This window comes from Aequorivita sinensis (assembly GCF_006346335.1).
Taxonomy (GTDB): Bacteria; Bacteroidota; Bacteroidia; order Flavobacteriales; family Flavobacteriaceae; genus Aequorivita; species Aequorivita sinensis.
This window is the reverse complement of record NZ_VDMC01000023.1, coordinates 1-12,502: the sequence shown is the minus strand read 5'-3', so window position 1 is coordinate 12,502 and position 12,502 is coordinate 1. Positions and strand designations below refer to the sequence as shown.

General features: G+C 34.5%; 11 protein-coding genes. 4 read left to right on the top strand and 7 right to left on the bottom strand.

The window, feature by feature from the left end; all coding sequences use genetic code 11:
* Positions 1 to 172: 172 nt before the first annotated feature.
* The 5 genes from dnaN to FHP04_RS13715 form a co-directional block, all read right to left on the bottom strand.
* Entirely contained in the window at positions 173 to 1,291 is a 1,119-nt protein-coding gene (dnaN, locus tag FHP04_RS13735; RefSeq protein ID WP_139856733.1) for a DNA polymerase III subunit beta, read from the bottom strand.
* A gap of 251 nt (positions 1,292 to 1,542) precedes the next feature.
* Complete coding sequence (gene gldG / locus FHP04_RS13730) at positions 1,543 to 3,234, bottom strand: gliding motility-associated ABC transporter substrate-binding protein GldG (RefSeq protein WP_179951795.1); 1,692 nt, start codon at positions 3,232 to 3,234, stop codon at positions 1,543 to 1,545.
* A complete protein-coding gene (gldF, locus tag FHP04_RS13725) occupies positions 3,234 to 3,941 on the bottom strand; it encodes a gliding motility-associated ABC transporter permease subunit GldF (RefSeq protein WP_139856731.1) in 708 nt (235 codons plus the stop codon). The genes gldG and gldF overlap by 1 nt, the downstream gene beginning before the upstream one ends.
* 42 nt (positions 3,942 to 3,983) lie before the next feature.
* Positions 3,984 to 4,277, bottom strand: a complete 294-nt coding sequence (locus FHP04_RS13720; protein WP_139856730.1) for a putative quinol monooxygenase — start codon at positions 4,275 to 4,277, stop codon at positions 3,984 to 3,986.
* Between the two features lie 82 nt (positions 4,278 to 4,359).
* Positions 4,360 to 5,199, bottom strand: coding sequence for an SAM hydrolase/SAM-dependent halogenase family protein (locus tag FHP04_RS13715; protein ID WP_139856729.1), 840 nt, complete (start codon positions 5,197 to 5,199; stop codon positions 4,360 to 4,362).
* Between the two features lie 199 nt (positions 5,200 to 5,398).
* Between FHP04_RS13715 and FHP04_RS13710 the strand changes: the two genes are divergently transcribed.
* Both FHP04_RS13710 and FHP04_RS13705 read left to right on the top strand, forming a co-directional pair.
* Positions 5,399 to 6,352 (top strand): PhoH family protein, encoded by a 954-nt coding sequence (locus FHP04_RS13710; RefSeq protein WP_139856728.1) that lies wholly within the window; start codon positions 5,399 to 5,401, stop codon positions 6,350 to 6,352.
* Between the two features lie 64 nt (positions 6,353 to 6,416).
* Positions 6,417 to 7,367: a phosphoribosylaminoimidazolesuccinocarboxamide synthase gene (locus FHP04_RS13705; protein WP_139856727.1), complete on the top strand. Its 951-nt coding sequence runs from the start codon at positions 6,417 to 6,419 to the stop codon at positions 7,365 to 7,367.
* A 52-nt stretch (positions 7,368 to 7,419) separates the two neighbouring features.
* On the opposite strand, the gene FHP04_RS13700 is transcribed toward FHP04_RS13705, so the two are convergent.
* Positions 7,420 to 8,688, bottom strand: a complete 1,269-nt coding sequence (locus FHP04_RS13700; RefSeq protein ID WP_139856726.1) for an acyloxyacyl hydrolase — start codon at positions 8,686 to 8,688, stop codon at positions 7,420 to 7,422.
* A gap of 78 nt (positions 8,689 to 8,766) precedes the next feature.
* Between FHP04_RS13700 and FHP04_RS13695 the strand changes: the two genes are divergently transcribed.
* On the top strand, positions 8,767 to 10,149 hold the full coding sequence (locus tag FHP04_RS13695) for an alanine/glycine:cation symporter family protein (protein WP_139856725.1): 1,383 nt from the start codon (positions 8,767 to 8,769) through the stop codon (positions 10,147 to 10,149).
* Positions 10,150 to 10,249: 100 nt separating this feature from the next.
* Here the strand turns inward: FHP04_RS13695 and FHP04_RS13690 are convergent, their stop codons facing one another.
* A complete protein-coding gene (locus tag FHP04_RS13690; protein ID WP_139856724.1) occupies positions 10,250 to 11,335 on the bottom strand; it encodes a M42 family metallopeptidase in 1,086 nt (361 codons plus the stop codon).
* A gap of 126 nt (positions 11,336 to 11,461) precedes the next feature.
* Here FHP04_RS13690 and FHP04_RS13685 point away from each other — a divergent pair, with 126 nt between their 5' ends.
* Positions 11,462 to 12,163 (top strand): DUF4294 domain-containing protein, encoded by a 702-nt coding sequence (locus FHP04_RS13685; RefSeq protein WP_139856723.1) that lies wholly within the window; start codon positions 11,462 to 11,464, stop codon positions 12,161 to 12,163.
* The last annotated feature ends 339 nt before the right edge of the window (positions 12,164 to 12,502 follow it).

Sequence of the window (12,502 nt, the reverse complement as noted above, 5' to 3'; positions counted from 1 at the left end):
CAATCCTTTTTTTAAATTCAATTGAGTATTTACGCTGCTTGCGAATACTCCGTACATTTGCTTTCATAGGTTCTCACTCGTTAAGTGGTCAACCTATATCAGAGACGTACATTCCTCTAGTCTCTAGTCTCTAGTCTCTAGTCTCTAGTCTCTAGTCTCTAGTCTCTAGTCTCTAGTTATTCAACATAACCGGCATTACAAGCATAGTAACTGTTTCACCTTCGTCCAATCCATCAACAGGAGTAAGAATTCCTGCGCGGTTAGGAAGGCTCATTGCTAAAGAAACTTCGTCACTAGTTAGGTTGTTTAGCATTTCTGTTAAGAAACGACTGTTAAACCCAATTTGCATATCGTCTCCTTGGTAATCGCAAGTTAAGCGCTCTTCTGCTTTATTGCTGTAATCGATATCTTCAGCTGAAATATTCAACTCTGCACCTGCAATTTTTAAACGAATCTGGTGGGTTGTTTTACTTGAGAAAATAGAAACTCTTCGAACTGAATTCAGAAATTGATTTCTATCAATTACCAGTTTGTTTGGATTCTCTTTTGGAATTACCGCTTCGTAATTTGGATATTTCCCGTCGATTAAACGGCATACCATTTCGATGTTTTCGAATATAAACTTAGCGTTGCTTTCGTTGTACTCAATAATAACATCTTCCTCACTACCTGCAAGTATGCTTTTAAGAAGGTTTAGAGGTTTCTTAGGCATAATGAACTCGGCAGTTTGCGAGGCGCTTAAATCGTCACGAGTGTATTTTACTAGTTTGTGAGCATCTGTTGCTACAAAAACTAAATTCTCTGTTGAAAACTGAAAGAAAACACCGCTCATTACTGGACGAAGATCATCATTTCCTGAAGCAAAAATGGTTTTGCTAATTGCAGTAGCTAATACATCTCCTTGTATTACTGTAGAAGAAGGATCTTTTAACTCTACTGCGTTTGGAAATTCCTCACCACTTACGTAAGCCACAGCATATTTACCGTGATTTGAGCTGATTTCAATAGTGTTGTTGTCTTCAACAGTAAATGTTAACGGCTGCTCAGGAAATGTTTTTAAAGTATCTAATAACAGTCTTGCAGGAATACAAACCATTCCTTTTTCTGTGCTTTCAACTTCTAGCTTTGAAGATACTGTAGTTTCTAAATCTGATGCAGAAACGGTAAGGCTCTTGTTGTCTAGATCGAAAAGGAAATTATCTAAAATGGGCAAAGTGTTGTTGCTATTGATAATTCCGCCTAAAACTTGCAGTTGTTTTAATAAATACGAACTCGATACGATGAATTTCATTATATGTGTTTTTTATGAAATAATTTTTAATAATACTCTTCAGTAAAATAACAAACAACAAAAATGAAGGGGTGTTGAGCTAGTAAAGCTCATTATTGTTACAACCTATTCATTCTAGTTAAAGAGCATTTCTACAGAGCTCGACTTAAATCTCTTAAATTTTTTTATTCCAAAACAATTAAGGTTGCTGAGCCTGTCGAACCACAAATATATTTCAATTGAAGTGTTTGTTAAAACAAACTTATCAACATTTAGCGAGTGTAATGACGTTTGCGGAAGTAGTGGAATGCAATTCCAAAAAGAGCGAGTAAGGCCAACGGTAACAATAAGTTAAGGGTTTGCCACTTCCCACGCTGTTCACTAACTTTTTGAGGGTCTAGAAAAGGAACCGCAATTTGCCTTGTTCGAATGTTTATAAGTCCGTTGTCGTCAAGAAGGTAATTGACGGTATTCAGCAAAAATTCTTTATTTCCGTAGAAAGAACTCGTCATTTTATCAAAGCCTAATTCCAAGGGGCGATTGCCTTGCATTTGGTTTTTAATGATATCGCCATCGCTAATTACCACCATTTTTGATGGCTTGCCGTCGTCTATATTTCTAATGCCGGAAAGTTTTATTGGCTTCACTCGGTTTTTATATACCGAATTGAAATTTCCTTCCAACAAGACAGCCAAAGGAATTTCTCCGCCATTGTATTCTTGCATATTTGGTCCCTCATTAATTATTTGAAGGTTCTTAGGAATTTCAACGTCAAAATCAATAGGGAAGGGGAGTCCTACAGTTTTTGATATAGGTGAAGTAGAAAGTAAAACGGTTTTTTTAATTGAGTTTGGAAGCGTGTCTATAGCACTCGCAAAATCAAATTTTACAGCTTCAATATTGGTTACAATAGGATGATTGTTTGCACTATTTGTCAACGGACTAAAAAACCAAGGATATCTGTTGAATTGCGATTCGCGTTCTTCACCACTAGCCAAAACAATAGGAGCCGAATAAACATCTTTTACAAGGTTTGGATTTACACGAATTCCGTAACTAAAAAAGAAATCGTTTAGGTTTAAATCCCTTCCAAAGGCGAAGTTATTTCCCGAAATAGTATCTCTGTGCATTTGAGTGGCGTCCATTAACCAAATAGACTTCCCGCCATTCATTGTGTATTGGTCTAAAATGTATTTTTCAGCATCGGTAAATGGCTCTGTAGGTTGTGCTGAAATAACCAAATCGAAGTTGTTTAATGCTTTTAAAGTCTTCTCCGGATTGGTAGCAACAGAATCTAATGTAAAAGGAGCTATAAAGTAATAATCTCTTAAAGTTGAAAAGAAGTCTGCAATGTAGCGGTCGTCATATTGTCCGTTACCCTTAAGTACGGCTACTTTTTTAGACTTATCTTGAGCTAATTTTTTAAAACCGTCTACAAAAGCATACTGAAGGTTTTGTAGGGAACTATTTACTCTTTCTTCGGAAGTAGCTCCTAGTTGATTTTTTAACAAACCAATTTTAACCGATTTCCCGTTGTGATGCGCTAATGCCCACGGATAAACAAGTTCTGTGCTTTGTTTCCCGCTTTCTGTTACCGAAACTTGAGCAGCCGTTAAACCAAACTTTTCAAATTGAAGTTGAAACTCTTCATTTCCGTCTTCATTTGGGTTTATAAATTCAAACTTAATATTGGGATTATAGGCTTTAAATTCGTCTAAAAGTTGTTCGGTTTCTAACTGTAAACGTCTAAATTCTGGAGGAAAATTTCCTTTTAGAAAAACATCGATTATTAATGGAGATTCTACTTGGTCGATGATTTCTTTAGTTTCTTCAGCTAAAGTAAAACGCTTGTCTTGAGTAAGGTCAAAACGTTTGTAAACATAACCTCCTAGAATATTTATAAGTACAACTCCTGCAATTAAAAGGACTAAGGAAACGATAGTATTTTTTGTAGATGCTCTCATTATTGTTTCTTCAATTTTAAAACTGTTAAAGCAATAAAAAACACTGTAACACTCAAGAAATATATTAAATCTCGTGTGTCTAAGACGCCTCGTGCTACGCTGTCAAAATGTGCTTTCATTCCTAATTGAGAAATATTAAAAGTTGTGGTAGAGAAACCTTCAAACCCATAATAAAGTGTGAAACATAAAAAAACAGCAATTATAAAAGCTACAATTTGATTTTGTGAAAGCGTTGATGAAAATACACCTATAGCAGTATAAGCGAACACTAAAAATAATAGTCCAAGATAAGACCCCAGGGTGCTACCCACATCCCAATTTCCAGGAGGATTTCCCAGTTCGGAAATTGCAAATACGTATAAGATTGTTGGAATTAGTGCGATAAAAATAAGTATAACGGCTCCGAAATACTTCCCTAATACTATTTGTAAAAGTGAAATTGGTTTGGTAAGTAAAAGTTCGAGTGTCCCCATTTTCATTTCATCGCTAAAAGCACGCATACACACTGCGGGAATTAAGAAAAGTAACACCCAAGGTGCAAGCTCGAAAAACGGAGAAAGATCGGCAAAGCCTGAATCTGGAATATTAAAATTTCCACTAAAAACCCATAAAAACAAGCCGTTTATCACCAAGAAAATGGCAATCACCAAATACCCGATGGTACTAGAAAAGAATGAATTTATTTCGCGTTTTATGATTGGTATCATTATCTAAAGACGAATTCTCGCCAAGGTTTTTAATTTTTCAAACTACAAACTTACAACAGTATCTACACTCCAAGCTTCAGCTCGTTTTCTAAACATAGGTTTTGTTACTCTCCAAACCCCTTTAAAAAGTTCACTTTTGCGGTAGTTTTCTAAATCTGATTCATCTTTCCAACGGCTGTAAGTAAAAAAGATTGTTTCATCGTTCTTATCGTTGTAAAGTTCAAGAAAAGTACATCCAGGAAAATTCCTGATTTTTTCCTTTACTTCTTCAAAATTTGCAAGGAATGGGGCTACGTTTTCTTTTTCTAACTCTAATTTTACGATTCTTGTAAACATATTCTTTAATTATAGTATGAGCAGATTTGGCTCAAAAGCAATTTTAATATTTATATAGCAACCACTATACTATTTTATAACATCATAGTTTTGGCGTGAAAATCACTGTGATTGTATCTCTAAAATCAAGTCCGAATAAACTTGAAGCACCGCCAACTGTTGTTAGATTACTCTTATAAATTGCCAACTCCAAACAGTTAGATGAATTCCAAAGCGCTATTCTTTTTCCATCTTCTTCTCGTTTTTCAGGAGGGGCATCAAAATTTATAGCATCGCTATAATTTCTATGTATTTTATCGAATTTTACTGTACGGGCTTGAATTATAAAATCTCTTCCTTTTCCTACTTCTTCAAAAAGCTTTCTGTCTATATTCGTAATTACATTGCCATAATTGTCGATATAAATTACATTTCCAATTATCTGACTGCTTTGGTTGCTTGTAACAGGGCGAATGCCTGTTAACTCTTTAGTTTCAGAAATAGGTTTGCCAATTACTTCTAGAGTTCCACCACGAGCAATATGTCCAGCAACTTTTACGAAAACATCTAAAACAGGAAAATTACTAGTAAATCTATCGTGTATGTTTATTTCAACAATTTTTTCTGGTCGCACTTCCGATGTTAGCATCGATATAATGCCATTGTCTGCACAAATAAAATAATGCCCATCCAAATAAACTGCTATATGTTTATTTTCAGGATTTAATTCTGAATCAACACCAATAACGTGAATACTCCCTTTTGGGAAGCTTTTGTAAGCGTTTTTAATGATGTAAGCAGCTTCGTGTAAGTGGAACGGTGAAATGTAATGGGAGATATCAACAATATTTACATTTTCAATTTCTGAAAAAATAGCTCCCTTTACCGCACCAACAAAGTGATCCTTCTGTCCAAAGTCTGTTGTTAGTGTAATTATAGCCATAAATGAATTGTTGATATTTTCTTAAAAGAATAACCACAAAAATAAGTTACTTTTGTTAGTACCAAAACTATTTTTGATTAATAAAAATATATTGCGCCATAACAATTTTAATGGCTTTAATTTTAATGATTTATTACAGTTTGATGTAAAATATAATAACTTCTAACTTAATAAATCTAACGACTAAAAAAAATGCCTTTTGAACGAACTCATTATAGAACTTACAGAAATTAGCCCAAAGGATTTCTTCGGCCAGGAAGATGTTAATATTGGTCTATTAAAAAAATACTTTCCAAAACTTAAAATTGTAGCACGTGGCAATAAGATAAAAGCTTACGGTGATGAAGAGGTGCTCGAAGAGTTTGATCGCCGCATAGCAATGCTATTAGAACAATACGTCAAGTATAATAAAATTGACGAAAACGTAATTGAGCGTGTTCTTTTAAGTAAGAATAAAGAAGAATATGAAGCACCGCAGGGTAGTGGTGGCACTATTGTTCACGGTGTTAATGGAAAACCTATTAAAGCTCAAACTGCAAATCAACGCAAATTGGTTTCTTTAATGAGTAAAAACGATATGGTTTTTGCTGTTGGTCCTGCGGGAACGGGGAAAACCTATACAGGTGTGGCACTAGCTGTAAAAGCTCTTAAGGAGAAAGAAGTAAAGCGTATTATCTTAACAAGACCAGCCGTTGAAGCAGGGGAGAACCTAGGTTTTTTACCAGGTGACTTAAAAGAAAAGTTAGACCCATATATGCAACCGTTATACGATGCTCTTCGCGATATGATTCCTATGGAAAAGCTTACCGCACATATTGAAAACGGAATTATACAAATAGCACCATTGGCCTTTATGCGTGGTAGAACTTTAGACAATGCTTTTGTAATTCTCGATGAAGCACAAAATTCTACGCATGCCCAAATGAAAATGTTTTTAACGCGTATGGGTAAAAATGCCAAGTTTATGATTACTGGCGACCCTGGACAAATTGACCTTCCACGGCGTATAACTTCCGGTTTAAAAGAGGCATTACTTGTATTGAAAGATGTTGAAGGCGTTGGAATGATCTATTTGGATGATAAAGATGTGATTAGACACCGTCTAGTAAAAGAAGTAATTGCTGCGTACAAAAAAATTGAAAACGTAGATTAATATAGAAAACAAACACATTAACTCTCGAATTAACGAAATAACAAATCCCGAATTCTTACTAACAATGAGTAATACAATAACTTCAACAAACTTCAATTTTCCAAATCAGAAAGGTGTTTACCACGGAAAAGTACGAGAGGTTTATACTTTAGAGAACAACTTATTATTAATGGTCGCAACAGACAGACTTAGTGCTTTTGATGTGGTTATGCCAAAAGGAATTCCTTACAAAGGTCAAATTTTAAATCAGATAGCTACTAAGATGATGCGCGATACTGAAGACCTTGTTCCTAATTGGTTAATAGCAACTCCAGATCCTAATGTTGCTATTGGGGAAGCCTGCGAACCTTTTAAGGTTGAAATGGTTATTAGAGGATATATGAGTGGTCACGCTGCTCGCGAGTATAAAGCAGGAAAAAGATTACTTTGCGGAGTTGAGATGCCTGAAGGGATGAAGGAAAACGATAAGTTTCCAGAACCTATAATTACTCCTGCTACTAAAGCTGAAATGGGAGACCACGATGAAGATATTTCAAGAGAAGATATCATTAAGAAGGGAATTGTTTCAGAAGAAGATTACATCCAATTAGAAAATTATACACGTAAACTTTTTAAACGTGGTAGCGAAATTGCATCTAAAAGAGGATTGATATTAGTAGATACTAAATATGAATTCGGAAAAACTAAAGATGGAAAAATCGTTTTGATAGACGAAATCCATACTCCAGATTCTTCTCGTTATTTTTATGCTGAAGGGTATGAAGAACGTCAAAAAAATGAAGAGCCACAAAAACAACTTTCAAAAGAATTTGTGCGTCAATGGCTAATTCAGAATGGTTTTCAGGGGCTTGAAGGTCAAAAATTACCTGAGATGAGTGATGAGTATATCGAGTCTGTTTCTGAAAGATATATTGAGCTTTACGAAAATATTACTGGTGAAAAGTTTGTAAAAGCAGATGTGTCGAACATCCAAGAACGTATAGAGAAAAATGTATTGGATTATTTAAAGAAATAAATCACAACTACTATAAATGTTTCGAAAGCAACCATTCTTTATGGTTGCTTTTTTATTTAGAAATATTTTGTGAGTTAAACCTGTGAATATAACCTAAGCTCATTTCAGTAAAATCGGCTTGCCCAAGATTAGAGTTGAGGTGTGCGCCAATAAAGAAGTTATTTTTTGGAGATTTTTCCATACCTAAAAAATAATATTTTAATCCCAATCTAGAAGAAATGCGGTATTTTTTCTTGAATTTACTGTTTAGCTCACCCAAAACCCATGATTTAGGTATTTCACGAGGGGTTTTATCCCAACCTTCATTAATCCGCCATTCGGCTTTATATGCTGGTTTGTGTAGATTGTAACCTAGCTGTAAATCGATTCCAAAATGATTTAATAATACTTCACCGTGTAATACTACTCCGAAGTTACTGGCATAATACACAGGGTTACTTCTAAAATAATCAAATTCTCTTCCTGGCTGTACTAAGGATTCTTCTCCTTTTATATAGTCGTAATAATGTTGGTAAAAACGATAGTAAAATCCAATTCCTACTTTAAAGGTATTGTTATACACTTTTCCATATTCTCCTGCTATAGTGTAAACATTTTTTTTGTCGTTAAAGGCTAAGGCAAAAACGTTCTGACCAATTCCACTACGTATAGAAATGTACTCATAAACCGAATTTTTATACTCAGGAATATTTTCAACCTTATTTTCTTCCGATTTATTTAATGGATTTTTAATGTCTGCAGAAAGACTTAATAAGAATGAATTAAATCCGTTATTCATCAATCGAGTATGCCCATTGGAGTGATGTGAATATCCTAATCCTGCGCGCCAATCTACTTTTTTAGTAGAAAGAAAATGATAATTTAGATATAGTCGAAACGCCCACGTAACATTTGTACTAACCGCACGATTATTAGGACTAGTAACTTCATTAAATTTTTCAGTGAAATAAGAAACTCCTAATCCAGTTAATACCTTAAAACGATTACTTCCAAAAGCATTAAACTCAATAAAAGGCATGCCAATGATGGCTATCCCTAAGCTGTCAACATTTCCAAAGTCGGTAATACCAACCGACAACCCAGTTTTTGGTCCTTTTAACCTTTGTGCCCATTGCTGTGGATTGTTACCGTGATCTCGACCAAAACTTAAAATAAGTTGCTTCTGAAGATTTATTTCAGGGAAACCATCATAAGCTTCCATTGTTTTTCCTAAAAGTATTTCAGGAGTAAATATGAACGCATTTTTTTTCCAATCACCTTTAGTTTGCGCAAAGCTTAAAGAAGATATTATTAGCAATAAAAAGGTTAGTTGTCTGCTCATTTGCAATTGCAAGTAACAATTTCCGAATTAATTATAAAAATATTAATCATAAATTAGCTGAAATTATAATTATACAATTTGGAAAAGTTAGATAGTTTTATTGCAGACATGGCTTCTATAGCCTGGGGTTTACCACTTTTAATCATTTTAATAGGAGGTGGAATATATCTTTTAATTCGAATTCGATTTTTACCATTTCGATACCTAGGCCATGCAATTTTAGTACTTCGTGGAAAATATGATGATGAAAATGACGAGGGAGAAATCACACATTTCCAAGCTTTAATGACGGCCTTATCTTCAACGGTAGGAATGGGGAATATTGCAGGTGTTGCAGTTGCAATTGCAATTGGTGGACCTGGAGCTGTATTCTGGATGTGGGTAAGTGCTGTAATTGGGATGTCGACTAAATTTTTCACAGCAACATTAGCAATTCTCTACCGCGGAAAAGATTCAGAAGGTAAGGTTCAAGGTGGGCCAATGTATTTTATAATCGAAGGATTAGGAAAAAAATGGATGCCAATGGCAATGTTATTTAGTATAGCGGGATTAGTTGGGGCATTACCCGTTTTTAATGTAAACCAATTAACACAAGCTATAAACGATATCCTATTAAAGCCCGCCGGTCTTTATAGCGGTTTTAAAACAGATTTACTTATAGGTTTAGTGTTGGCTGCAATAACAGCTGTGGTTATTCTAGGCGGACTTTCACGTATTAGCAAAACTGCTTCTAAAATGGTGCCTGCAATGGTTTTGCTTTACTTTATATTAGTACTGATAATATTAGGGGTTAATATTGATGTAGTTCCAAAATATTTAAGTCTAATTTTTACTGATGCTTTTTCAGCAAATTTCTATAAAGGCGATACATTTTTAGGTGGTTTAGTAGGTGGAATAATTCTGTTAGGAATTCGTCGTGGTGCATTTTCAAATGAAGCAGGTATTGGTACGGCTCCGATGGCTCACGGAGCAGCTAAAACAAATGAGCCTATTCGTGAGGGGTTAGTAGCTATGCTTGGTCCAGCTATAGACACTTTAGTAATCTGTACGTTAACTGCACTAGCAATTTTGGTAACCGGGGTGTGGCAGAGTAGCGATGCTAATGGAGTAAGTTTGACAGCTTCCGCTTTTGGAGAAAGTATTCCTTACGTCGGTAAATACGCACTCTTAGCTTGTATTGCAGTGTTTAGTATTTCTTCTTTGTTTTCATACTCATATTATGGAAGCAAGTGTATGAGTTTTATATTCGGCGCTAAAAACAAAGGGATTTACAACTATTTTTATATTATCAGTATTCTATTAGGGGCAACGACTTCTTTAAGTATGATGATTAATTTAATCGATACTTTTTTTGCACTTATGGCTATCCCTACAATGACGGCTACTATTATACTAGCTCCAAAAGTAATAAAGCAAGCTAAAATTTACTTTTCGAAATTGAAAGATGCTAAAAACAAATAAGAACGAATAAAACGACCTTCAATTGATAATGTTATTGAAGGTCGTTTTTTTATGTATCAACAAATAAACTTCTTGTTGGAAAATAAAAGGATGTAATTACCTAGTCAAAATAGCTAAACGTTTCTCCGTCTTTAATTTTTAAAAGTGATTCGTAAATAAGCTTAATTACATTCTCTACATCATCTCTATGAACCATTTCCACAGTGGTATGCATATATCGAAGCGGAAGAGATATTAATGCACTTGCTACTCCTTCGTTACTGTAAGCAAACGCATCAGTGTCAGTTCCTGTTGCTCTAGAAAGTGCAGCTCGTTGGAATGGAATTTTATTATCTTCTGCTGTTTCAACAATTAAGTCACGTAGTTTTTGCTGAACTGCTGGAGCATAAGCGATAACAGGACCAGATCCAATTTCGGCAAAACCTTGTTTCTTTTTGTCAATCATTGGAGTAGTGGTGTCGTGAGTAACGTCTGTAACAATCGCAACATTTGGTTTAATGCGTTCAGCAATCATTTGTGCTCCGCGTAAACCTATTTCTTCTTGTACAGAGTTTGTAATATAAAGTCCGAATGGCAATTCTTTTTTGTTTTCGTGTATTAATCTTGCAACTTCTGCAATCATAAAACCACCCATTCTATTGTCTAATGCGCGACAAACAAATTTGTCATTGTTTAAAATGTGAAATTCATCTGGGTAGGTAATTACACAACCAACGTGAATTCCCATTTTTTCAACTTCATCTTTGTCTTTAGCTCCTACATCAATAAAAATGTTATCTGGTTTTGGAGCTTCTTCCTTGCTTTTATTTCGCGTGTGAATAGCAGGCCAACCAAATACTCCTTTTACAATTCCATTTTTAGTGTGAATATTCACCATTTTAGAAGGTGCAATTTGGTGATCACTACCACCATTTCTAATCACATAAAGTAATCCGTTATCGTCAATGAAGTTTACATACCAAGAAATCTCATCGGCATGTCCTTCAATAACCACCTTAAACTTTGCTTTTGGATTAATTACAGCCACTGCTGTCCCGTAGGTATCAGTAAAAAACTCATCTACATAAGGTTTTAGATAATTCATCCATAACTTTTGACCGTCCCATTCGTAACCAGTAGGTGCGGCATTGTTTAAGTATTCTTTTAAAAATTTTAATGAATTGTCGTTCAATATTGATTTCTTCATAGTTTTCGTCTTATATATAGGTCTTCGGTAAAATTAGCAATTTCTTATTAAGCTTGACCAAGCAATTTGCTTAATTTTGGAACGTTTTTGGATAATAGTAGCTTGTTACCTTAATACCTAGTTTAAATGAAGTTTAGCATACCTATATATATATGTATATTCCTTTTTGGATTCACATCTACTTTTGCCCAAGTTGATACTCTTAAGCTCGAAAAAGAAAAAGATACCGTACAGGTTATGTACTATATCATAGAAGGAGATACAATTGCGCGTGAAATGATTAATCTTGATGAGGTGTATCTGCTGAAGAAAATGCAATTTACTTCTAAAGAAGATAGAAGGCGTTATTTGATATTACGACGAAAAACACGTAAAGTGTACCCTTATGCTAAACTAGCTGCTGAGCGATTAACAACTATGACAGAAAGATTAAAGACAATCGAAAAGAATAGAGACAAGAAACGATATACTAAAAGAATTCAAAAATATATAGAAGGAGAGTTTTCCGATAGGCTGAAAAAACTCACTCATTCAGAGGGGCAAATACTAGTAAAGCTCATCCATAGACAAACAGGAACTACTGCTTTTGATCTTGTAAAAGAATTACGAACTGGATGGCGAGCCTTTTGGTATAATACCACCGCTAGTTTTTTTGAAATATCCTTAAAAGAGGAATACAACCCATTTGAAGTAGAGGAGGACTACCTAATTGAAGATATATTAGAGCGCTCTTTCCGAGACTATATCCTGGAAAGACAGGAGCCAGCTTTCCCAATTGATTTCTCTGAATTAAGTACGCACTGGAGTAAAGGTACTGTTAATAAATAAGTTAGGTTTTTATTGCATAGAAGTTACAATGATAGTAAGTTTGTAATTCGCTCTTTTTTTCTAAGCTAGTTAATGTGCTTTTAGAGATAATTTATAGTTGTTTTAAGCAATAGTAATTATTTAATTGGTGGTAGGTTTTGCATTACAAAGCAACTGGAATATACATCAAGGTAAAATACTGATAATTTATTTTGAAATCTAAGTGTTGCTTTTTCAAATACTTAGATATTATTATTAAGTAGGTATTAAAAAAAGTTTAAATTAATGTTGTGGGGTTAAAAAACGGGGTTATATTTGCACCCGCTTAACGAAACAGAATTGCTTGTTTCAAGGGTTAAA